Source organism: Streptomyces rishiriensis (genome assembly GCF_030815485.1).
Classification (GTDB): domain Bacteria; phylum Actinomycetota; class Actinomycetes; order Streptomycetales; family Streptomycetaceae; genus Streptomyces; species Streptomyces rishiriensis_A.
The window spans coordinates 1,261,226-1,283,943 of sequence record NZ_JAUSWV010000002.1; the positions used below are offsets into that span (position 1 = coordinate 1,261,226).

16 protein-coding genes and 1 pseudogene are annotated in these 22,718 nt (G+C 73.4%); 10 read left to right on the forward strand and 7 right to left on the reverse strand.

All coding sequences use genetic code 11. The features are described 5' to 3' along the window. Positions 1-56: 56 nt before the first annotated feature. Both QF030_RS07985 and QF030_RS07990 read right to left on the reverse strand, forming a co-directional pair. Positions 57-2,315: an AfsR/SARP family transcriptional regulator gene (locus tag QF030_RS07985; protein ID WP_307161955.1), complete on the reverse strand. Its 2,259-nt coding sequence runs from the start codon at positions 2,313-2,315 to the stop codon at positions 57-59. Next, complete coding sequence (locus tag QF030_RS07990; protein ID WP_307161956.1) at positions 2,312-5,248, reverse strand: AfsR/SARP family transcriptional regulator; 2,937 nt, start codon at positions 5,246-5,248, stop codon at positions 2,312-2,314. The genes QF030_RS07985 and QF030_RS07990 overlap by 4 nt, the downstream gene beginning before the upstream one ends. A 226-nt stretch (positions 5,249-5,474) precedes the next feature. Here QF030_RS07990 and QF030_RS07995 point away from each other — a divergent pair, with 226 nt between their 5' ends. Next, the gene (locus QF030_RS07995) at positions 5,475-6,380 is read left to right on the forward strand and encodes an alpha/beta fold hydrolase (protein ID WP_307161957.1); all 906 of its coding nucleotides are present in this window, start codon (positions 5,475-5,477) and stop codon (positions 6,378-6,380) included. Positions 6,381-6,387: 7 nt separating this feature from the next. Here the strand turns inward: QF030_RS07995 and QF030_RS08000 are convergent, their stop codons facing one another. Beyond that, positions 6,388-6,681 (reverse strand): DUF6355 family natural product biosynthesis protein, encoded by a 294-nt coding sequence (locus QF030_RS08000; RefSeq protein WP_307161958.1) that lies wholly within the window; start codon positions 6,679-6,681, stop codon positions 6,388-6,390. A gap of 338 nt (positions 6,682-7,019) precedes the next feature. On the opposite strand from QF030_RS08000, the gene QF030_RS08005 reads away from it, so the two are divergent. The 4 genes and pseudogenes from QF030_RS08005 to QF030_RS08020 all read left to right on the forward strand — a co-directional run bounded on the left by QF030_RS08005 (position 7,020) and on the right by QF030_RS08020 (position 11,916). Further along, complete coding sequence (locus QF030_RS08005) at positions 7,020-7,703, forward strand: hypothetical protein (protein ID WP_307161959.1); 684 nt, start codon at positions 7,020-7,022, stop codon at positions 7,701-7,703. Between the two features lie 213 nt (positions 7,704-7,916). After that, positions 7,917-9,500, forward strand: a complete 1,584-nt coding sequence (locus tag QF030_RS08010) for a hypothetical protein (protein ID WP_307161960.1) — start codon at positions 7,917-7,919, stop codon at positions 9,498-9,500. Between the two features lie 146 nt (positions 9,501-9,646). Beyond that, positions 9,647-11,018: pseudogene (gene dacB / locus QF030_RS08015) on the forward strand (D-alanyl-D-alanine carboxypeptidase/D-alanyl-D-alanine endopeptidase). 199 nt (positions 11,019-11,217) lie between these two features. Further along, positions 11,218-11,916 carry a LuxR C-terminal-related transcriptional regulator gene (locus tag QF030_RS08020; RefSeq protein ID WP_307161961.1) on the forward strand — a complete coding sequence of 233 codons (699 nt, stop codon included), beginning with the start codon at positions 11,218-11,220 and terminating at the stop codon, positions 11,914-11,916. 51 nt (positions 11,917-11,967) lie between these two features. On the opposite strand, the gene QF030_RS08025 is transcribed toward QF030_RS08020, so the two are convergent. Continuing rightward, positions 11,968-12,948, reverse strand: coding sequence for a hypothetical protein (locus tag QF030_RS08025; protein ID WP_307161962.1), 981 nt, complete (start codon positions 12,946-12,948; stop codon positions 11,968-11,970). Between the two features lie 245 nt (positions 12,949-13,193). Here QF030_RS08025 and QF030_RS08030 point away from each other — a divergent pair, with 245 nt between their 5' ends. Continuing rightward, a complete protein-coding gene (locus QF030_RS08030) occupies positions 13,194-13,484 on the forward strand; it encodes a zinc-ribbon domain-containing protein (RefSeq protein ID WP_307161963.1) in 291 nt (96 codons plus the stop codon). A gap of 15 nt (positions 13,485-13,499) precedes the next feature. Here the strand turns inward: QF030_RS08030 and QF030_RS08035 are convergent, their stop codons facing one another. Both QF030_RS08035 and QF030_RS08040 read right to left on the reverse strand, forming a co-directional pair. Next, complete coding sequence (locus QF030_RS08035; RefSeq protein ID WP_307161964.1) at positions 13,500-14,582, reverse strand: sugar ABC transporter substrate-binding protein; 1,083 nt, start codon at positions 14,580-14,582, stop codon at positions 13,500-13,502. Beyond that, positions 14,579-16,921 carry a SpoIIE family protein phosphatase gene (locus tag QF030_RS08040; RefSeq protein WP_307161965.1) on the reverse strand — a complete coding sequence of 781 codons (2,343 nt, stop codon included), beginning with the start codon at positions 16,919-16,921 and terminating at the stop codon, positions 14,579-14,581. Before QF030_RS08040 ends, QF030_RS08035 begins: the two co-directional genes overlap by 4 nt. 131 nt (positions 16,922-17,052) lie before the next feature. Between QF030_RS08040 and QF030_RS08045 the strand changes: the two genes are divergently transcribed. The 3 genes from QF030_RS08045 to QF030_RS08055 all read left to right on the forward strand — a co-directional run bounded on the left by QF030_RS08045 (position 17,053) and on the right by QF030_RS08055 (position 19,590). Continuing rightward, on the forward strand, positions 17,053-18,141 hold the full coding sequence (locus QF030_RS08045) for a sugar ABC transporter substrate-binding protein (protein WP_307161966.1): 1,089 nt from the start codon (positions 17,053-17,055) through the stop codon (positions 18,139-18,141). 88 nt (positions 18,142-18,229) lie between these two features. Then, positions 18,230-18,385 carry a hypothetical protein gene (locus QF030_RS08050; protein WP_307161967.1) on the forward strand — a complete coding sequence of 52 codons (156 nt, stop codon included), beginning with the start codon at positions 18,230-18,232 and terminating at the stop codon, positions 18,383-18,385. Then, positions 18,379-19,590 (forward strand): sugar ABC transporter permease, encoded by a 1,212-nt coding sequence (locus QF030_RS08055; protein WP_307161968.1) that lies wholly within the window; start codon positions 18,379-18,381, stop codon positions 19,588-19,590. Before QF030_RS08050 ends, QF030_RS08055 begins: the two co-directional genes overlap by 7 nt. A 178-nt stretch (positions 19,591-19,768) precedes the next feature. Here the strand turns inward: QF030_RS08055 and QF030_RS08060 are convergent, their stop codons facing one another. After that, on the reverse strand, positions 19,769-20,902 hold the full coding sequence (locus QF030_RS08060) for an FAD-dependent oxidoreductase (protein ID WP_307161969.1): 1,134 nt from the start codon (positions 20,900-20,902) through the stop codon (positions 19,769-19,771). Positions 20,903-21,372: 470 nt separating this feature from the next. On the opposite strand from QF030_RS08060, the gene QF030_RS08065 reads away from it, so the two are divergent. Further along, on the forward strand, positions 21,373-22,608 hold the full coding sequence (locus tag QF030_RS08065) for a GNAT family N-acetyltransferase (protein WP_307161970.1): 1,236 nt from the start codon (positions 21,373-21,375) through the stop codon (positions 22,606-22,608). Positions 22,609-22,718: the final 110 nt, after the last annotated feature.

The following is a 22,718-nucleotide window of genomic DNA, read 5'->3' on the forward strand; positions in this document are numbered from 1 at the left end:
TTCGGACGGTAGTTCGGTGGATGTGCAAAAAGAGTGACAACGACGTGACAACGCCTTCACCGGTCGCGTGGCGGGCCCTCGGCCGCAGCACGTTCCCTGGCGAAGGCGCGCAGCAGGTCATGGAGGGCGTAGCGGCCCGGCGCGGGTTCGCCGAGGAGGTGCGCGTCGGCGAGCACCCCGAGCAGCAGCCGGGCCCGGCGGACCGGCAGCCCGGCGAGGACGGCGGCCCCGGCCGGGGTGATGCCGGATCCTTCGTGCCGGGGCAGAAGCCGGAACAGCCGTGCGCAGTCCGGCGCCAGAAGGCGGTAGGAGACCAGGAAGGCCTCGCGGGCGGCGGCGAGGGCGTCGAGACCGCCGTCGGCCTCACGCAGACCGGCGGCCACCGCGCCGAGGGGGAGGTCCCGTCGGCTGGTGACGCGCGCGGCGACGGTGGCCAGCGCCAGGGGCAGCCTGCCGCACCGGGCGACGATCTCTTCGGCGGCCCGGTGTTCGGCGGCCGTCCGTTCCGCGCCGACCCGCCCGGCCAGCAACGCGTACGCGTCCTCGGCGGACGGCGGTGCGAGGCGGAGCGGCCGCGCTCCCGAGGCGACGAGGCCGGGCAGGGCGTGGCGGCTCGTGACCAGCGCGAGACAGCCCGGCCCGGTGGGCAGCAGCGGGCCCAGTTGTCCGGTGCCGGCGGCGTCGTCGAGCAGTACGAGGACGCGCCGACGGGCGAGGAGCGTGCGGTACATGCCGGTCAGCGCCTCCACCCCGGCGGGCATGCGGGACGCGGGCACGCCGAGCGCGGTGAGCATCACGCGCAGCGCGTCGGCCGGCTCCACGGCCGGACGGACCGGATCGGAGCCGCCCAGCGCCACGTACAACTGCCCGTCCGGGAAACGGCCCACGGCCCGGTGCGCCCAGTGCAGCGCGAGGGTGGTCTTGCCGACCCCGGCCATCCCGCTGACCACCACGACACCCGCCGCCGAGCGGGCCGCCGTCTCCAGCCACTCCGACTCGGCGGCCCGCCCCACGAAAGCGGGCGGAGCCGACGGCAGCTGGGCCGGCCGCACATGCTCGACGCCGCCCGGCCCGGCGGGGGCGTCGTGAGCGCGGCCGGCGCCGCCCGTCTCGACGCGACCGGCAAGCCCGGCGCCGGCAGGCCCGTCGTCGACGGAATCGCGGACGGCAGGCCCCGGACGGACGGGCCCCAAGGCGATGAGCCCCAGCGCGGTGCTTCCGGTGGTGACAGGGTCAGGGGTGGCCCGATGAGAGATGCCGAGGTCGAGCGCGGCGGGGGCAGGCGTGGCGGGGCGGGGCGTGGCGGGGCCAGGGGTGCCGACGTCGGGCGCGGCAACGGCAGGGGCGCCGAAGTCGAGCGGGGCGGGGCCAGGGGTGGTGGGGGCGGCAGTGGCCGGTTGCGGGAAGAGGGGCTGGGCCGGGGCCGGGAGGTCCGGGGTGGTGGTCGGTTTCGTCGTCGCGATCGGTCGGCCCAGGTGTACGACGGGTCCGCGTCTCAGCCGGTGTCCGACGTCCTGACGCAGTACGCGTGTGTGCGCCCCCGACAGTTCGGCGCCCGGCATGAGGCCCAGTTCGCGGGCGAGGCGCCGGCGGACGTCCTCGTACGCCCGCAGTGCCTCCGCCTGGAGTCCGCAGGCGGCCAGGAGCAGCACGAGCCTGGCGTGCAGCGGCTCGTCGAGGGGCTCCTGCGCGGTGGCCCGGCGCAGGGCGGGCAGGGCCTGCTCGGCCTGGCCGCACAGCAGCGCCGCGTCGGCCGCCAGCCGGGCCGTCTCGAGGAGTTCCCGTTGCACCGCCGTGAACTGGACGTGGGCGCGCACGGACGCCGGGATCCCCATCGCCACCGGGCCTCGCCACTCCTCCAGCGCCCGGAGGAACTGCCGGGCCGCCGTCTCGGGCCGTCCGGTGACCGCCGCCCGCTTGCCCTGCCGGGTCAGTTCGCGGAAGCGCAGCAGATCGACCTCGTCCGTCGCCGCCTCGAGGAGGTAGCCGCCGGTACGGCGGGGCAGACGCCGGCCCGGGGCGCGCGGCGGCAACCCCGGTTCGAGCAACCGCCGCAACGTGCCGGCGTAGCGCCGCACCACGTTCAGGGCGCTGGCGGGCGGCCGCTCGGGCCACAGCACGTCGACGATCCCGCTCGTCGGCACGGCTCGGCCCGCGTGCGCCAGGAGCAGGGCCAGCAGGGCGCGTTGCTGGGGGAAGCCGGGGTCGAGCTCCCCTTCCGCCCGCCACACCCGTACCGGCCCCAGCACCTCGAACCGCAACACCTCGTCCTCGGTGCCGTCGGGCGGCGTGCCCGGGCCCGGGCCGGGTGTCATACGGCACCGGCGTGGTCGTCGCGTGCGTTCAGCAGCGCCTCGACCCGCTCGGCGTCGGGGTGGTTCAGGCCGCGGAGGAGGACCAGGGCCTGCCTCCACGCGGTGCGGGCGCCCTCGTGGTCGCCGGTGGCCAGGTGGGTGTCGCCGACCCGGACGAGGATGTCGGCCTCGATGTACGGCACACCCAGGTCCCGCAGCAGAGCGAGGGCGTTGCGGTAGCCGAGGAGCGCGTGCGGGTGGCGGCCGAGGTGGTGGTGGGCGTAGGCGATGCTGTCCCAGGTGGCGGCCTGGCCGTAGCGGTCGCCGAGTTGCTGGAGCATGGTGAGGGCCTCGAAGCAGTGCGTCAGGGCCTGCCGGTACTCACCGAGCAGAGCGTGGTACCAGCCGACCGAGTTCAGCACGCTGGCCTGCGCCGCGCGGTCGCCGAGCGTACGGAACAGGCCGAGGGCGAACCGGTTGTGGCGCAGGGCGCCGGGCAGGTCGCCCCGCTGGTCGCACTCCCAGCCGAGACTGCGGTGGGTGTGGGCGCGGCCCGCGTCGTCGCCCAGCTCGGTGAAGAGCTCCAGGGCCCGTTCCAGTCGGGGAACGGACCGGGAGTGCAGACCGAGCCGGCCCTCCACGCGGGCCAGTCCCCGCAGACCGCGGGCCTCCAGCGCGGGCTCGGCGAGCCGCCGGGCGGCGTCGAGGGCGGTGCGCTGCACGGTGAACCCGTCGTGCCAGTGACCGCGCCGGTCGAAGAACGGTTCCAGGGACCAGGCCAGCTGGCAGGAGAGACGTTCCTGCACGGGCTCCCCGGACGCGGCGGCCGCCTCGACCACGGCGAGCAGCACCGCGTGCTCGGCACTGAGCCAGGCCAGGGCACGGTCGTCGTCGGCGAGGGGTTCGGGGTGGACGCCCTCGGGCGCGGGCGGCGGGGGCAGCGGGTCGGCGTTGGGCGCCAGCAGCCGGTCCGCGGCGTGGGCGGTGTGCAGGTAGTGGTGGTACAGCCGGTCGAGGGCCGCCGAGCGGTCGGCCGAGGTGTGCCGTTCGTGGACGAGTTCGCCGGCGTGGGCGCGCAGCAGATCGTGGAAGGCGTAGCGGCCCGGCGCGGGTTCGCCGAGGAGGTGCAGCCCGGTCAGCTCGGCCAGCAGCAACCTGGTCCGGCGTACGGGCAGGCCCGCCAGGGCGGCCGCGGCCGGCAGGGAGAAGTGGGGGCCGGGGTGCAGCGCGAGCAACCGGAACAGCCGGGCGGCCTCGGCCGAGACCGCGCGCGAGGACCAGGAGAAGACCGTGCCGACGTCCACGGAGGCGTCGGAGCGGGCGAAGGCGTCGAGGCTGCCGTGCGCCTCGCGCAGTTCGGCGGCGACGGCGGCGAGCGGGAAGTGGGGGTGACCGGCGGCGCGGGCGGCGACACAGGCGAGGGCGAGGGGCAGTCCCGCGCACAGTTCGGTGATCTCGTCGGCCGCCCGGGGCTCGGCCGCGACCCGCGCCGCGCCCAGCCGCCGGACCAGGAAGGCCCTCGCCTGGACGGCGTCGAACGGGCGCAGGACCAGGGAGTGGGCGCCGTGGGCGGCGACCAGCCCCGGCAGTTCGTCGCGGCTGGTGACGATGGTGAGGCAGCCGGCCGTGCCGGGCAGCAGCGGCAGCACCTGCTCCGTGTCACGCGCGTTGTCGAGCACGACGAGGACCCGGCGGCCGGCGAGCACGCTGCGGTAGAGCGCGGCCTGCGCGTCGATACCACGCGGGATGCGTTCCGGCGGCACGCCGAGCGCCGCGAGGAACCCCCGGACGGCCTCCCCCGGGTCCAGGACGGCGCCGGACGGGTCGAAGCCGCGCAGATTGACGTAGAGCTGTCCGTCGGGGAACCGGTCGGCGACCCGGTGGGCCCAGTGCACCGCGAGTGCGGTCTTGCCCACGCCCGCCATACCGCGGATGGCGCTGATCACCACGGCCCCGGGCCGCGACCCGTCCGCGCCGGACAGCGCGAACGCCTCGTCGAGCTCGGCGTCCCGCCCGGTGAACATCGTTGTTCCGTGGGGAAGTTGGGCAGGCAGGGGAAGAGAGGTGGGAGGACGCGAGGGAGAGGAGGAGGGCGTGGGAGCCGACGGGGGCGCGGGCGCGGCGGGACCGTCCGGGGCGGGCCCCTCGCAGACGCCCGCCGGCCGGGCGGACGATCCCGTCGCCGCCTCCCGCACGCCGTGCAGCACCGCGTCGCGCGCGTCGCGCAGTTCCGCTCCGGGGTCGATCCCCAGTTCCTCCGCCAGCCTCGCCCGTACGGAGTCGTAGGCGGCCAGCGCCTGCGCGCGGTGGCCGGCCGCCGCCAGCGCGAGGAGCAGGCCCGCTTGGAGGGGTTCGTCCAACGGGTCCCGCGCGACGGCCTGTCGCAGCTCGGGCAGGACCGCGTCCGGCCTCCCGGCGCGCAGCGCGGCGTCCACCGCCTGCCGCACGGCGGCCGTCCGCTCACGTTCCACGGCGCCGAACGCCGGGTGCGCACGGGCCTGCGCGGGAACACCGGCGGCGAGCGGCCCGCGCCACAGGGACAGTGCCTCGGTGAGCAGTTCGAGCGCCCGCGCGGGTGACCGGTGCGCGATCCGCCGCCCTTCCTCGCACAGGCCGCGAAACCTCGGCAGGTCACTGGAGTGACCGTCGGTCACCAGCCGGTATCCACCGGCGTCCCGGAGCAGCCAGCGCCCTTCCGCGCGGGCGGCGAGGCCGGGCTCCAGCAGCCGGCGCAGCGAACCCACGTGGCGCCGGACGACATTGACCGCGCTGCGCGGCGGAGCCGCCCCCCAGAGCACGTCGACGATCTCCCCCACGGCGACCGGCCGCCCCGCTCCGACCAGCAGCAGGGCCAGGAAGGCATGTTCCTGCGGTCCTCCGAGCTCCAGCTCCACGTCCCCCCGGAACACCCGAACGGCTCCCAGGACCGCGAACCGCACCGGCTCCAGCGGCACGCCGTCCCCCTCTCGCCGATCTTCCTCTCCGGCTTCGACTGTACGACAGCAGCGAAGTTACCCAGAGTTACGTGCGGCGTCGTTCCGGCTGTTCAGGGCCGAAGATAAAACCTAGTTGCACTAGCTGAAAACCTAGGGATACTAGGCAACGGGCTGCGCGAGTGCCCCGGCCGCACGGACGACCCCTGCGGACGGCCCCCTTACGGACATCTCACTGGAGCAAGCCATGAAACCGCCCCGGACCGGCACCCTGGCAGTGCCCGGCGCCACCCTCCACTACGAGACGCTCGGCAGCGGACCGGTCCTGCTGCTCATCCCCGGCGGCGCCGGTGACGCCGGCGTGTACGCGGGGATGGCGCCGGAACTGGCCACCCGCTACACGGTGGTCTCGTACGACCCCCGCGGCCTGTCCCGCAGCCCCCTCGACGGCCCGGTGGACGCGCCACGCGCCGACGAAGAGGTACCGGTCTGGAGCGACGACGCCCGCCGGTTGCTCGATCTGCTCTCCCCCGGCGAGGAGGCGGTCGTCCTCGGGTGCAGCTCCGGCGCGGTCGTCGCGGTGGAGCTGCTCGCCCGGTACCCGGACCGGCTGCGCCGGGTGGTCGCGCACGAACCGCCGCTGCTGGAGCTCCTGGAGGATCCCGCCCCGCATCGAGCGCTGTTCGCCGAGGTCCGCGAGATCTTCCTCGCCGAGGGCGCCGACGCCGCCATGACCCGGCTCGGCGAGGGGCTGGCGGACGGATCTGCCGGGCAGGCGCCCGCCCGGCCGACGGAACTGCCGCCCGAAATCCGGGAGATGGCCGCCCGGATGCACACCAATCTGCCGGTCTTCCTGGGCCGCGTCCTGCGCCCGTTCTCCTCGGCCGTGCCCGATCTCGCCGCGCTCCGGCCGGTGGCCCACAAACTGGTGCCGGCCGCCGGACGCGACTCCCGCCGCCAACTCCCCCTGTACGGGCCGGCCGAGCGCCTCGCGGAGCTTGTGGGATCCGGGCTCGTCGAGTTCCCGGGTGGCCACCTCGCAGCCGTCGAGTCCCCGAAGGAGTTCGCCGATCACCTGCTGACGGTGCTGGACCGACCGGCCGCGGGGTCCGGGGCGACGTCGCCCCGGACCCCGCGGCCGTGGACCGGGTGACCGCCGGTCAGCAGGTGCGGCCGGTGTAGTGCGCGCCCTGGATCTTGGCGGCGGATCCCAGCCAGGACGTGCCGGGACCGACGCAGCGCTCGTAGTCGGCCGCCCAGGCCACGTCGACCTTGATGACCACGCGTGAGCCGTCCGAGGTGCAGTGGTTGTAGAAGGCGTCGGAACCGGTCTCGTAGAAGCCGCACGGGTCCGCGGCCGCGGGACCGGCGGTGGCGGCGGTCAGCGCCCCCGAAAAGGTGAGGACGAGAGCGACGGAACCGAGGGTGCTGAGCACCGTACGACGAACACGCACAGCGGAACTCCTTGCCGACAAATGACGGGCGGTAGCGGGAAAAGCCCAGGTCCGACGAGGGACGTGAGGCCTGCACCAGGATCGTGGCGGACGCCTCGCGGGTGATCGAACGACGGGCCCGTTCACCCTGCGAATCGTTTCGCCGCTACTCCGTTGGAGTGGTCGGCCCCGCACAAGCGACTAGGCGGTGCCGGATCCCTGGGATGGCGGGCCGCTTCACCCGGGTGAGCGCCTTGAGTGGTGGAGCGGCGCTTACTGACTGACGGTGGATCACGTCAGGCCGGGTCGTGTCAGCTGACGAAGTGTCGGCTGCCCGGTCGTGACGGAAGGACCATCAGATGCGTTCTGCTCGCATGATCCTGGCCACCGCGGCGGCTTCGGCCGCCCTCGCCATCGGCGCCCCCGGTGCCTACGCCGCCGGTGACACGGACCACGACGACTCCTCCTGGAGCAAGGAGGACAGCTCCTCGTACAGCGACGAGCACGGCAAGGAGGACGGCTCGTCGTCCGCCAAGGAGGAGGACTCGTCGTCCGCCAAGGAGGAGGACTCGTCGTCCGCCAAGGAGGAGGACTCGTCGTCCGCCAAGGAGGAGGACTCCTCCTACGGCAAGGAGCACGGCAAGGAAGAGCACGGCAAGGAGGAGAGCGGCAAGGAAGAGAGCGGCAAGGAGGAGCACGACTCCCCGCACGGTGGCATGCACACCGGCGGCGGCGCGCTCGCCTCGGTCAACGACAGCAGCGACCGCGGCGCGGCCAAGGACCCCAGGTTCGACCCCGAGACGTACAAGGACAAGGACGCCGAGAGCGGCGGTGAGCACGGCAAGGACTCCTGGAACGGCGGCAAGGAAGAGGAGTCCGGCGGCTGGAGCAAGGAGCACGACAAGCCCAGCGGCGGCATGCACACCGGCGGCGGCGCCCTCGCCGGCCCGTCGGCGACCGCGGCCGGACTCGGCGTCCTCGCCGTCGCCGGCACCGGCATCTACGCCCTGCGCCGCAAGAAGACGGTGGGGGGTGTGGCCTGACCCATGCCTGACGCGATAGCGAAGCCGCGGCCGCCACACATGCCCCCCCCCTGTGGCGGCCCGGCCTGCTGTCCGCAGACCCCGTCCTCGTCGGCCGGGCCGCCACCGGCCGGATCGCGGGCGGGAACCACTACTCCCCTGTCGGCCCGTCCCCTTCGCCCCTACACTGACAAATTGTAGACGTGCGGGCGCAGTTGACCGGGGGGAGCCGCCATGTCGGGGGACCAGTACGGCAGATACAACGACACCGACCACAACACCTTCCACTACGTGCCGCCCATGCCGGCGGCCCCGCCGCCGGCGCCGGCGGACGGAGCTCGGGCCGTCGCGGTGGCCGTGCTCAACCTCAGTGGTCTGGGCCTCGGTTACGCGCTGGTGCGCCGCTGGGCCCTGATGGCGCTGTGCTGGACCGCCACCGCCGTCCTGCTGTTCGTGGCGCTGCCGGCCGACCCGGACGGTGTCCCGGGCTTCGCCCTCGTCCTGTACGTCCTCTTCCTCCTCGCGGTGACGGCGGACGGCGCGCGCGTGGGACTGCGCACCCGGCTGGCGGGGCTGCGGCAGGCGCCGCTCGCGCTCGGGCTCGGACTGCTGCTCCTCGTCGTGCCGGCCGGGGGCGTCGTGCTGTACGACGGCGCGCGCGACGAAGCGACCCAGCAGATGCTCCTCGACCGGCTCGACGAGGCCGACCGGCTCGTGCAGACCGCCGGCGACAAGACCTTCGCGTCGGCCCGGGCCGACTACCGCAAGGCGCTCGGCGTCTACGCGGACCTCCGCTCCGACCACCCCGGCTCCAAGGCGGCCGAGCGGGTGCCCGCACGGATGAAGACCTACTACACGACGGTCGGAGCCGCGTACGCGCAGGGCGAGTACTGCGAGGCGGTGGAGCCGCTGAAGTATCTGCGCACGGTCCCCGAGAGCCTGCCCGGGACGGACCTCGGGGCGCTGAAGACCTGGCCCGACGACCGCCTGGCCACCTCGCTGTACGAATGCGCGTCGACGGCGCTCACGGCGGGCGAGGCCGACTGGTCGTCGCAGTACGGCGAACTGCTCACCACCTTCCCCGACTCGGAGCAGGCCGCGAAGGTCGAACCGGCGGTCGCCGCCGCCGTCGTCCGCACGGAGAAGGACCTGCACGGGGCCGAACCCTGCTCCGCGGTCCAGCGGCTGCGCACGCTCGGCTCCCAGATCGACGGTCTCGAGGCCGGGCAGGCGGACATCGGCGCCGCTCTCGACAAGGACAGCCGACGGGCCACGGGCAGCGCCGACACCGGCACGTACACGTGTGGCGTGGACCAGTACCGGGACGGCGATTTCGAGTCGGCGCAGACGACGATGACCGAGTACGCCTCCGCCCACAAGACCGCCAGGAACGCCGGCCTGGCGAAGAAGATCGCCATAGCGGCGGAGATCGCGCAGACCGTGCCGGCCGCGGGCAAGAAGCTGCCGACGACCCGTACCGGCGGCAGCATCTCGGTCACCGTGCAGAACGACAGTCCCGACGCTGTCACGGTCCTCTTCACGGGTCCGGTCACCGGCAGCTTCACCCTCAAGGCCTGCGGCAGCTGCAAGGCGTACTCCCTCGGCAGCACCCTCAGCCCGTCGTTCGAGCCGTGCAGCGACAGCGGCAGGAACTATCCGCAGCGCACGATCAGCCTGCCGGTCGGCACGACGTACTTCCTGCACAAGCCGAACGGCGACAGCCTCGCCACGCCCGCCTCGGACACGGCCAAGCTCGAGTCGGGTTATGTCTACACGGAGTGCGCCTACACGACGCAGAGCCTGGGAACGGGCCTCTGAATTCCTTGTGAAAACACGGAGGATTTCCGTCCGTTGAATGTGCGTCAGCCCCGCGTCGTGTTACCTGTGGGTCTCATGTGACGGGTGATAAGGTGCGCCGGAATTCTCTCGCGCAGCGCCCCCACACGAAAGCCTTGAGATCCTCCATGAACGACATAACGGCGGAAACACCCGTGCATTCCCTTGCCCCGGGCGGACGACGCCGGCACCGCAAGGCCAAGCAGAGCAGTGCCGGCGTCCGGCGGGCGATCGTGCTCGCGCTGGCCCTGCCCGTCACCTCCGCGGCTCTGGCCGGCCCCTCGGCGTTCGCCGCCGAGAAGGGCATCGGCACCACGGCCGAGGACACCGCGGCGGGCCCGACGCTCGGCGCCGACGACCGGCAGATGGTCGCCAACCTCGAGAGCCGGGTCCTCGATCAGCGACTGGGGTCCGAGGTCAGCGGTGTGGTCCTCGACTCCGCGTCCGACACCACCCTGTGGGACCACAACGGGGCGACCGCGCTGATGCCCGCGTCCAACACCAAGCTCGCCACGGCGACCGCCGCCCTGACCGTGCTCGGCCCGGACCACAGGTTCACCACGAAGGTCGTCTACGGCAACGGCACCCTGACCGTGGTCGGGGGCGGCGACCGCACGCTGACCGGCGCCGACCTCGCCGAACTGGCGAAGACCGCGGTCGCCGGCCTCAAGGCGGCGGGGCTGACGTCGGTGAAGGTCGCCGTGGACGACAGTCTCTTCGCCGAACCGAGCCTGGCCGACGGCTGGAACACCGGCTACTACCCCGACTCCGTCGCCCCGGTGCGCGCACTGGTCGTCGACGGGCACGGAGTGCAGGACACCTCGATCGACGCCGGGCAGGCCTTCGCCCAGCAGCTGACGGCGGCCGGCGTCACCGTCGACGGAGCGGTCACCCGGGCCGGGGCGAGTCCGCGCGACGCCCCGGTGGCACGGCACCGGGGCGTCGCTGTCGGAGATCGTCCACAAGATGATCAAGGTGAGCGACAACAACATCGCCGAGACCCTGCTGCGGATGACCGCGCTCGGCGCGGGCCGCCCGGCCACCTTCGAGGGCGGCACGGAAGTCGTCCGCCAGGTGCTCAGCCTCCGGTACGGCGTCTCCCTCGACCATTTCGAGATCCACGACGGAAGCGGCCTTTCGCGGGCCAATCGCATTCCGGCGGCCACGTTGGCGGAAATCCTCGAACTGCTGACGGAATCCCGTTACTCCTCCACTCTGGGCTCCATTCTCGACGGATTGCCCGTCTCCGGCGAGGCCGGCAGCACGCTCGGACCGGAATGGGGCCGCTTCGACGACGTGAACTCCTCGTGCGCGGTCGGCAAGGTGCACGCGAAGACCGGCACCCTGACCGGAGCCATCGCCCTGAGCGGTCTGACGCAGGGCAAGGACGGCAAGTGGAAGGTCTTCTCCTTCGTGGAGAACAACTCCACGGCCAACCCGAACGACATCAAGGACGCCATGGACGGCCTCGCGGCCACCGTGAACGGCTGCTGGGCGTAGCGAAGACGTCCGCTCGGAGCGAGGGCCGGCACCTCCGGGGCCGGCCCTCTGGCGTCACGGCCAGCCCTGTCCGGATGTGGCCCACACCACAAGAAAACGCTACCGTTTCGATGATGTCGAGGGCTAGTGTGTCCATCAAGTGAACGAAACGGTTTCGTTCATGCGAGGCGTACTCCCCCACCCGCCTGGAGACACAGCCATGGCCTCCGTACTCGTCGTCAACGACCAGTCCCTCCAACGCGTCGGCCTGCGCATGCTGCTCACCGCCGAGCCCGACCTGACCGTCGTGGGCGACACGGCGAGCGGGGCCGAAGCCGTCCGGATGAGCACGGCACTCCGTCCCGACGTCGTCCTGCTCGGCGGCGTCCGTCCCGGGACGGACGTGATCGGGACCATCCGGCGCATCGCCCACCCGCCGCGCCTCACCGCGCTCCCCGGTCCCGGCGGACCGTACGGGCAGCCGCCGCGGATCCTGGTGCTGACCTCCACCGGTCACGACGGACACGCCTACGCCGCCCTGCGCGCGGGTGCCGGGGGATTCCTCCTGAAGGACGCCACCCCCCACGAACTGACCGCGGCCGTCCGGGTCGTGGCCGCCGGAGACGCCGTCATCACCCCCGAGCTGACCCGCGCGCTCATCGACACCGTCCGCCATGAGCGCGTCCCGCGTGCCGGCGAGCGGGCGGTCGGCCTCGACAGCTTCACCGAGCGCGAACGCGACGTCCTCGTCGCCGTCGCCTCCGGCTGGTCCAACGCGGAGATAGCCGCACGGCTGTCCATCGCCCCGACCACGGTGAAATCCCACGTCAGCCATATCCTGGCCAAGATCGGCGCCCGCGCCCGTGTCCAGGCGGTCGCCTTCGCCTACGAGTACGGCCTGGTGCGCCCGGCCGCCTGACCGCACCGCCGGCCCCGTGACCTCCTGTCCCGGTCCGGGGCCGCCGGGCGGTCAGCCGCGGTCGCGCTGGTGCACACGCGCCAGAAGCAGGTTGGCGTCCTTCCGGGTGAAGTACGCCGCGCTGGGGACGTAGACGGTCCGGCCGCGTACGGCCACCGAGGTGGGGTTGGACAGTCCGTCCTGCCGGGTGAGGACGACCCGGTGGGTGCCGTCCGCGCGGACCTGGGTGAGCTCGCTGCCGCCGGTCATGGCGACGAGAGCCGTGTCGCGGTGCCGGTCGACGAAGGCGAAGTCGTCGATCGCGGCAAGGCCCTTCGCCCGGGTCTCGATCGTGCCGGCGCAGCCGGTCTCGAGCACGGGGATGCGCAGGAGCGTCCCGGCGTTGGTGTTGGACACCCACACGGCGTCGCGGTGGATCCGCAGGCCGTTGACTCCGACGCGGGCCGCGGGCGGTGCGTTGCGCGGCTCGAGCGCTGCTCCCGTGGCCCACGCCGTGGGCTTGCCGCCCGAGGCCGGGACGCGCCAGACGGTGCCCAGCGCCGAGTCCGCGGTGTAGAGCACGCCCCGGCGCTCGTCGAGGGCGAGTCCGTTGGGGAACCCCTTCGGCGGCAGCTGTGCGATCTGCCGGGGTTTGCCGCCGCCGGACGGGATGCGCCAGATGCCGGTCGCGGGGGTGCCGGTGGCGTAGCTGACGTACAGGGTGCCGTCCTGTGCGCGGGTGATGCCGAGGACGACCGCCCTGCCGACGACGGGTGTCGCCGGTTTCGCCACGGCGGGCAGGGTCGCGAGAAGTCGCCTCCGGCCCTGCGGGGTGACGTTGACGACCTGCCGGGCGGTGGAGAACGTCAGGTCGGCGGAGCCGTCGGGTTCGAGGGCGATGTTCTCCGGCGTCTCGCCCTTGGCGAGGTCGAAGTGGGCGACGACGCGCGGGGCCGAGACGGCCGGCTCGTCTCCGGTCGCGGGAGCCGTGGCGAGCAGGCCCAGGGCGAGGGCGGCGGCGGTGACGCCCGCCGAACGGGGGACTCGGGGCATGGGACCTTCCTTGCGGGGAAGTCGAGAGGACCGCCGTGCGGCGGCCAGACGACCATGGCGGTGGGTCGGCGGCGGCGGTCGCAGTCGTGGCCGGGGGGTCGCCCGCGTGGCCCAGGGCAAGGACCCGCCTGCCACTCACCCGGGTGACAGGACGATGCAGCAGACTGTGCGGTGCGCACACCGGTACGACAGCCGTCCCGACGGCAGCCCACCCTGGCGGACACTCACCCAGAAGGAAGCACAGCGTGATCATCTTCGGCACCAAGGGATACCTCTACCAGCTGGCGATACTGACGCTCGTGTGCGGCCGCTGCGGCAATCCCGCCGCGCACACGCTGCGCAAGCGGGTCACGAAGTTCACCCTGTTCTTCGTGCCGCTGTTCCCGGTCTCGACGAGCTACGCGACGCAGTGCACCTTCTGCGGCGCGGAGCAGAAGCTGACCAAGGAGCAGGCGGAGCAGTTGACGGCGCAGGCCGCGGGCGGCGCGGGCGGCCAGGCGTACGGACAGCCGCACCAGCAGCCGTACCAGCGCTGACGGGATCCCGGCGGCTCACCGGGTGAGTCCGGCCCGCTTGCAGGCGGCCAGGAGCTCACGGGTGCAGATCTGGCCCTCGGTGTACAGGCCGCCCCTGACCAGGGTCCGTTCGACGTCCCCGGCCGTCACCGCGTACGGCTGGAGCAGGACGGACGGGATGCGTCGCGTGGTGGGGCTGTCGACGGTCGTGGTGGCGATGTCACGCGGGTCCCCGCCGCGTCCGACGGCGACGGCCATGGCGGCGACCGCGGCGGCCTCCTTCGCGAACGGCTTGTACACCGTCATGTACTGCTCGCCCTTGACGACCCGGCGCACGGCGTCGAGGTCGGCGTCCTGGCCGGTGACGGGCGGCAACTCGCTGACCCCGGCCCTCTTGAGAGCGGCGACGACGCCCGCGGCGATGTTGTCGTTGGCCGCGAGCACTCCGTCGATCCGGTTCGGGCCGAGGGCCGCGATGGCGGCGGACATGTTGGCGTGGGCGTTCTGGGTGCTCCAGTCCGGGGTGTCGTAGGACCGCGCGATCCGCACCCGACCGGTGAGGACGTCCAGCGCGCCCTTCCGGAACGACTCCGCGTTGGGGCTGGTCGGATCGCCGTTCATCATGACGACGCGGGCGCTCCCGGCTCGCCGCCCCAGGGCCGTCAGGAGCGCCTCGCCCTGGAGCCTGCCGACCTGGAGGCCGTCGAAGCCGACGTAGCCGGTGATCGGGCCCTCGGCGAGGCGGTCGTAGGCGATCACCGGGACACCCGCCCGGTCCGCTTCCTGGATCGAGGAGCGCAGCGCCCGGGTGTCCGCGGCGTCGAGGATCAGGACCCTGGCGCCCTTGGTGACCATGGAGATCATCTGCTGCCGCTGCCGGGTGACGTCGTTCTCGGCGTTGGCGTACTCCGTCCGGCAGCCGGGGCACAGCTTCTTCACCTGCGCCTGGATCAGCGGCCGGTCCGCGTGTTCCCAGCGCGGGACCGTTCGGCTCGGCAGCAGCAGGCCGACGGTGAAGCCCTCGCCGGCCGCCTTCTGGTCTCCCGCGCAGGCGGCCAGGGGCATCGTCAGGAGCGCCACGGCGAGCATCGCGACGGCAGCCCCGCGACGCGTCCTCACGGCGCTCCTCCCGGCACGGTGATCTCGCTCCACACCTGTTTGCCGCCGGCCACCGGGACCGAGCCGAAGGCGTCCGACATCGCCTCGACCAGCAGCAGGCCCCGGCCGCCGGTCGCCTCCCAGTCGACGATCACCGGTTTGGCGGGCGCGCGCGGCGAGGAGTCGCTCACGCAGACGCGTACCCGGTCCCCGCGCAGCACCAGGTCGAGACGGACCGGCCCCTGGGTGTGCACCAGGGCGTTGGTGACGAGTTCGGAGACGACCAGCAGCACGGCGTCCGCGGCCTCCCGGACCTTCCAGCGGCGCAGGGTGCGCGCGGTGAAGCGGCGGGCGTGCATGACGGCGTCGGGCAGCCGCCACACCATCCAGCCGGCCCGGATCGGCCGGGTCTTCATGGCGTCGTAGCGCAGCAGCAGCACCGCCACGTCGTCCTCCCGGCGGCCGGCGTCCCCGAGGAGTTCGTCGGCCATCCTGCCGGGGTCGGCGGGGTCGGCGGCGGCGAGCGCGGCGCGCGTCCGGCGCATGCCCTCGTCCAGGGGCAGGTCGGCGGCCTCGACCAGACCGTCGGTGACCAGCGCGAGGACCGTGCCGGGGGCCAGCTCGACCGAGGTCATGGGGAAGTCCGCCTCCGCCAGGATGCCGAGCGGGGGCCCGCCCGCCACCTCGACCTCCTCGGTGGTGCCGTCGGGAAGGCGCAGCAGGGGTGCGAGGTGGCCCGCCCGGACGAAGAGGACGTTGCCCTCCTCCATGTCGAGTTCGGCGTAGCAGCAGGTGGCGAAGAGATCGGTCTCCATGCCGACGAGGAGCCGGTTGGCGTGCGAGACGACCACGTCGGGCGGGTGGCCCTCGATGGCGTAGGCCCGGACGGCCGTCCGCATCTGGCCCATGATCGTCGCGGCTCCGGCGCTGTGCCCCTGGACATCTCCGATGACCAGCGCCACCCGGTCCTCGGAGAGGGCGATGACGTCGTACCAGTCGCCGCCCACCTGCAGCCCGCGCCGGGCGGGCAGATAGCGGGCGACGGCGGTCCCGCCGGGCAGTTCGGGCAGACGACGGGGCAGCAGGCTGCGCTGGAGCATCGTCGCGAGTTCCTGCTCGGCGTCGTGCGCGTGGGCACGCTTGAGTGCCTGGCCGACGAGGGCGGCGGTGGCGGTGAGCAGGGACCGTTCCTCGGGCACGAACTCGTGCGGCCGGTCCCAGCCGACCAGGCAGACCCCGGCGACCCGGCCCTTGGCGGGGAGCGGCAGGACGGCCAGTCCCCCGGTGCCGATGCCGGCCAGACCGGCCTCGAGGGCCGAGCCGGCGGGCCACAGGTCCATCCGGCCGTCCCGCAGGGCCGCCTGGAGGGTGGGCAGGGCGCGCAGCGGCGCGTCGGGCCATTCGGTGCGCCACTCGGTACGCCACACGTCCGGCCAGGCGTCGGGCTGGGGTGGGTCGAGGACGGTGACCAGGACCCGGTCGTCCTGGAGCGCGGCGAGGGCCACGTGGTCGGCGGCCAGCGGCTCGCGCAGGGCGGCGACCACCACACGGCCGACGTCGCGGACCGTCGCGGCGTCGTCGAGGGCGGCCGTGAGCCACTGGATCCTGGAGACGTCGTCGTCGCCACGGCGCAGCACCGGGGTCGCCGTCACCACGCCCAGAACCTGTGACGTCCCGTCCCCCGCGCCCGGTTCCGCCCGGCAGCTCAGGCTCAGCCAGCGCATCTCGCCGGTGGGTCCGCGGACCCGGAACTCCAGATCCCGCCGGCCGAAGGCGTCGGTGGTCGGCTCCAGGACCGACATCAGGGCGTGCATGTCCTCCGGGAGGGCGTGCGCGAGCAGGGTGTCGACCTTGCCGTCGAAGTCGGACGGTGCGATGCCGACGAGTTCGAGCAGGGTGTCGTCGGCCTCGATCAGGCCGGTGTCCGGGCAGAGGACGAAGGAGCCCACGCGCAGGCTCCGCAGAGCGGGGGCCAGCAGCGGTGTCGGCGGGTCCGCGCCCGGCCGCAGGAGCGCGGCGACCGCGTCGGCGTAGCGCTCCAGGAAGCGGCGCTGCTCGGCCTCGAAGCCGTCCGCCGAGTCCCCCATGACGAGGAGGCAGCCCAGTCGGCTGCCCTGCGTGCCGAGGGGCAGCGCGCCGAGCGCTGTCTCGGCGGTCAGCCACAGGGGGTGGTCGGTGCGGAAGGCACGTACCGCGGGCGAGTCACCGGACAGCGGCAGGCGCTCCGGCGGGGCCGGTCCGGAAGAGACGCTTCCGGACGTGTCCACCAGCCGGAGCTCGTGTGTGCCGGCCCTGGGCGCGTAGACCGCTGCCAGTGTCGCTCCGGCGAAGGTCAGAGCCCGGTCGAGGCATGTCCGCAACGTACCTCCCGTCCTGCCGCAGGTGCCGACAGGTTGAGATCAGGGCACCCACCCACCAGAATCGCATATGAGGATCAACCGAACATATCCACCGCTACTCACCTTATTGTCGTCTACGGCAGGTATCACTCATGAAGGCCTGCATCAGGGACACGGCCGCCGCGCTGACCGCGGTCTGCACCGCGGTCGTGCTGGCGGCCTGCGGAGCGAGCGCCGACGGGAGCTCCGGCGGAGCGGACGGGCCGCGCATCGGACTGCTGCTGCCGGACGTCACCACACCCCGCTGGGAGGCCCAGGACAGGCCGCTGCTGGAGAAGAAGATCGACGAGGTGTGCGCCGAGTGCACGGTCGAGCACGCCAACGCCAAGGGTGATGTGGCCCTGCAGCAGGAACAGATGGACTCGATGATCACCAAGGGGGCCGATGCCATCGTGCTCGTGGCCGTGGACGCCCGCTCGCTCGGCCCGGCGGTCACGAAGGCCCGCGAGGCGGGCATCCCGGTCATCGCCTACGACCGGCTCGCGGAGGGCCCCATCTCGGGCTACGTCTCCTTCGACGGTGAGGAGGTCGGCAGGCTCCAGGGCCGGGCGCTGCTGACGGCGATGGGCGACAAGGTTCCCGGCGCCCAGATCGTCATGATGAACGGCGACCCCAGCGATCCGAACACGAAGCTGTTCGAGGACGGCGCCCGGTCCGTGCTCGACGGACAGGTGAGGATCGGCAAGGCCTACGACACCCTCCAGTGGCGCAGGGAGACCGCGCACATGAACATGTCCGGGGCCATCGCGGCCCTCGGCGTCGAGTCCATCGACGGGGTCTACGCGGCCAACGACGGACTCGCCGCCGGAAGCATCTCCGCGCTCAAGGCGAACAAGGTCGATCCGCTGCCCCCGGTCACCGGACAGGACGCCGAGCTCTCCGCGCTGCGGCGCATCGTCGCCGGCGACCAGTACATGACCGTCTTCAAGCCGTTCGGGCCCGAGGCGGCCGCGGGAGGCGCCATGGCCGTCGCGGCGGCCCGCGGGGAGAACCTCGAGCAGCTGGCCGAGGACGAGGTGTCGACGCGCGACGGGGACGCGGTCGCCGCCGTGCTGCTGTCACCGGTGTCGGTGACCGCCGGCAACATCAGGACCACGGTGGTGAAGGACGGCCTGCACACCGTCCGGCAGATCTGCACGCCCGAGCTCACGGCCGCCTGCGAACAAGCCGGACTGACCTGACCCGCGTCGGTTCGACGGCGTGTCGACAGGACACGCCGTCGAACCGACGCCGCCGGACCCGACACTCCTCGGGAAGGAGGTGGTTTCCGTGCCGGATATCCGCTTCGGGCGGGCGGCCGCCCATCTCGGGGGTGACGGGCCCCGGGCCGTCCCCCGCGCGGTCCCCCGCGCCGTCTGCCGGGCCGTCTGCCGGGCCGCGCAGGACGTGCACCGGCGGCCGGCCGCGCGGGAGGCGAGGTGGTGACCCGCGTGCGGGCCGCCGCCGGGGCCGTGCGCGGGGGGCCGGCCGTCGTCCGGCGCAAGCTGAGCGCCGGTGAACTGGGCTCGCTGCCCGTCGTAGTCGTCCTCGCCGTCGTCTGGATCACCTTCCAGTCCCTCAACGCGAACTTCCTCTCGCCCCGGAACCTGTCCAATCTCAGCGTGGACATCGTGGGCACCGGGATGATCGCGGTCGGCATCGTCTTCGTGCTGCTGCTCGGAGAGCTCGATCTGTCCGTCGGCTCGATCAGCGGGCTCGCGGCGGCCGTCTTCGCCGTGCTGAACGTGAACAACGGGGCGCCGGAATGGCTCGCGCTCATCGCCGCGGTGCTGGCGGGCACCGCGGCGGGAACCGTCCAGGGCTACTCCATCGCCAGGACCCGGGTGCCCGCCTTCGTGATCACGCTCGCCGGGCTGCTCACCTGGAACGGCCTGATGCTGTCCGTCCTCGGCGACAGCGGCACCGTCAACCTCGACGAGAACGGTCTGGTCGCCAAGCTGACCAGCTACTACTTCACCGACGACGCCGTCGCCTACGGCCTGGCGGCGGTCGCCGCGGGCGCGTTCTTCCTCGTCTCCGACCGCGACCGGCGCCGCCGCCGGGCCATCGGCATGCCGCACCGGTCACTGCGCGGCATCGCGCTGCGCACCGCGGCGCTTGCCGCGGTCGCCTTCGCCGTCGCCTACCTGCTCAACCGGTTCCAGGGGCTGCCCCTCGCCCTGTTGATCTTCCTCGTGGTGGTGGCCGGCCTCGACGTCGTGCTCCGCCGCACGCGTCACGGACGGCAGGTCTACGCGCTCGGCGGCAGCCTGGAGGCGGCCCGCCGCGCCAGCATCGGCGTGACGTGGGTGCAGACCGCGGTGCTCGCGGCCTCCGGCACGATGGCCGCCGTCGGGGGCCTGTTCCTGGCATCGCGGATCACCTCGGTGAGCCAGAGTTCCGGGTCGGGCGTGCTGCTGGTCAACGCCATCGCGGCGGCCGTCATCGGCGGCACCAGCCTGTTCGGCGGCCGCGGTTCCACCTGGTCGGCGGTGCTCGGCATGCTGGTCATCCAGTCGATCGCCTCGGGCATGGCGATCACGGACACTCCCCCGGCCGTGCAGTTCGTCATCACGGGCGGGGTGCTCTTCGCCGCGGTGGTCATCGACTCGTTGTCGCGACCGGCTCAGGTGGCACGCAGACGCGGGTGAGCCGCCGTGGCGCGCGCCATCCCCGGCTTCCCGATCTCGGACGCGGTCGAACCCCGCGCGGCCGGACTGCCGGGCCGGGTCGCTCAGCGGCCGGGCGAGGCCCCTGAGGACCGCAGGACCGCAGCACCGGTGGGGGCGTTCGTGGAACGGCCGTGGGGACCGTTCCACGAACGCGGGGTCACGGGGTCCGGTCGTCCTCGGCGAAGGCCGTGATCAGGCCGTGGGGCGCGTGGTCGCCGAACATGAGCTCGTGCAGCCGGGTGCCGTCGCCGGCGGCCGCCGCACTGCGGGGGAACATGGCCTGCTCGTACTCGGTGAGCGCCGCCTCGACGTCGTCGGGGTGTGCGGCGAGGGCCTTGCCGAGTTCGGCGCCGTCGTACATGGCCAGGTTGGCGCCCTCACCGTTCGGGACCGAGAGGTGGGCGGCGTCGCCGAGCAGGGTCACCCCCGGCACCCGGTCCCACCGGTGCCCGGTCGGCAGGGCGTGGAGCGGGCGCAGGACGGGCGCGGCGTCGGCGTCGGTGATCAGCGCGGTGAGCTCCGGGGACCAGTCGTCGAACTCCCGCGCGATCCGCGCGCGGGCTCCGGCGGCGTCGGTGAGATCGACGGAGGCGAACCAGTCCCGGGACCGGGCGAGCATCACGTAGGTGTGCAGGGTGTCGCCCTTCTCCCGGTGCGCCAGGATTCCCCGGCCCGGGGCGAGCGCGAGCAGGGACCCGCCGCCGACCGTCTTGGCGCTGGCCGGGTGCCGGGTGTCGCCGTCGAACAGATAGGTCTCGACGACCGACATACCGGTGTACTCGGGCGAGGTGAGGGAGAGCAGCGGCCGGACCCTCGACCACGCGCCGTCCGCGCCGACCAGCAGCTTCGTGACGGCCGTGCCGCCGTCGGCGAAGCTCACCTCGTGCCGTCCCCCGCCCAGGGCGCGGACACCGGCGGCCTTGTGGCCCCAGCGGACGGTGCCGGCCGGGAGCGAGTCGAGCAGCATCCGGCGCAGCTCGGCGCGCTGTACCTCGGGGCGGCCGCCGGTACCGTCGTCGGGTTCGTCGAACAGGACGGTCCCGTCCCGGTCGAGGATCCGCAGCGCCTGGCGGCCCTCCAGGACGAGGCCGCGGAACTCGTCCAGCAGGCCCGCCGCCCGAATGGCCGGCCGGCCGGTGTCCTCGTGGATGTCGAGCATCCCGCCCTGGGCACGAGCCGTCGGTGAGACCTCGGCCTCGTAGACCGTGGCCGCTATGCCGTGAAGGTGGAGGACCCGGGCGAGAGTCAGTCCGCCGAGCCCGGCGCCGATGATCGTGACGTCAGTGGTCATGGTGCTTCCTTGCGTGTCGCACGGCTGCCGGACGGGCGCCCGGCAGGATCTCCCGAAAGGCTCGGGTCCCGGGCCGACAAGCCACCGACACCGCACCGACAGCCCCGACAGGTGACCGACACCGCCGCCCCGCCTCCCCGGTCGCTCCGGGTCGCCGACCCGGCCCGTGCGCGCCCCGACGAGCGCGCCGCCCGACGGACGAGTTCCGGACACATCGCTGTCTCTTCCCGTGACCGTCCCGGGACGCCGTACGCCGCCCTCCGTCCGGGTCCGACCAGCCGCCCCGTACCGCAGTGGACCCGCCCCGGTGCGACCCTCGTGAAGACCCTCGGCCGGCACGGTTCGGCCACTGACGCGGACGCCGGCCGCAGGGCCCGCCCTTAATCCGGTTGACCCGGCCACGGGTCGACGCTGCACTTGGCGGGGCGCCACACGTCGTGGCGCCGGTGCACCGGGAGGCAGCGGCAGCGATGGAGATCCGTCACACGACCGACGACGAGCTCGACCTCTTCGTCGACACACTGCATGCCGCGTTCGGGCGTTTCCCGGAGACCCCGTCCGAGGACGGCGGCGGGGTGTGGTGGTCGGCGCTGGAGACGGAACGCAACCTGCTCGCCGTGACGGCGGACGGGCGCCCCGTCGGCACCGCCGGTGCGTACTCCTTCGAGCTCACCCTGCCCGGCGGGGTCCCCGTCCCGGCCGCCGGGGTGACGGCCGTCGGCGTCCTGCCCTCGCACCGGCGCCGGGGCGTGCTCGGCGCGATGATGCGGCATCAGCTCGCAGGGCTGCGGGACGGGGGAGAGTTCCTCTCGGTCCTGCTGGCCTCCGAGGCCCTGATCTACCGCAGGTTCGGCTACGGGCCGGCGACCTACACCCGCCGGCTGACGGTGCCGCGCCACAGGGCCGACCTCGCGCTCCCCCGCGCCCGCGGCACGGCCGGCGCCCCGGAGAAGGGCCCGGACACCGGCACGATCGAGTTGCTGCGGCGTGCCGAGTGCGGCGAGATCCTGGAAGAGGTCTACGACCGGTACCGCCGCGCACAGCCCGGCGCGCTGTCCCGGCCGCACCGCTGGTGGGCCCGGGGCGCGGGGCAGCCCCCGATCGCGACGACGCCGCGCTACGTCGCCGTCCACCGGGACGCGGACGGGGTACCGGACGGGTACGCCTGCTACTCCCTCGGCGAGGGCGACACCCTGACGGTCGACGAGACCGTCGCCGGCGACGACGCCGTCTTCACGGCCCTGGCCGGGTTCGTGCTCGGGCACGACCTGGTCACCCAGGTCGAGTTCAAGCACTTCCCACCCGAGCACCCGCTGCGCTGGCAGTTCGCCGACTTCCGGGCCGGCCGGGTCAGCGACGACACCGACTGGCTCTGGGTCCGGCTGCTGGACGTCCCGCGTGCGCTGACCGCGCGCGGCTGGTTCACGGACGGCGAGCTCGTCCTCGACGTCGAGGATCCGTTCCTCGGCGAGCACGGCCGCTACCTGCTGACCGTCCGGGACGGCGTAGCCGACTGCGTCCCGACGGACCGGGAGCCCGACCTGTCCCTGGACGTGAGCGACCTGGGTTCGGTCTACCTCGGCGGCACCGCCCCGAGCACGCTCGTGCGTGCCGGGCACGTCCGGGCCCACCGGCCGGGCGCGGCCGCCCTCGCCGACGCCCTCTTCCGTGCCGAACGCCCCCCGCACTGCCTGCACTGGTTCTGACCACGCGCCGGCCGAACCTGATCACGTCTCGTCGAAGCACGCGCGCGACGCCTTAGGTGAATGTTGCACTACTTTGAACGCAGGGGCGTCGACGCGTCGTAGTGAGGGGT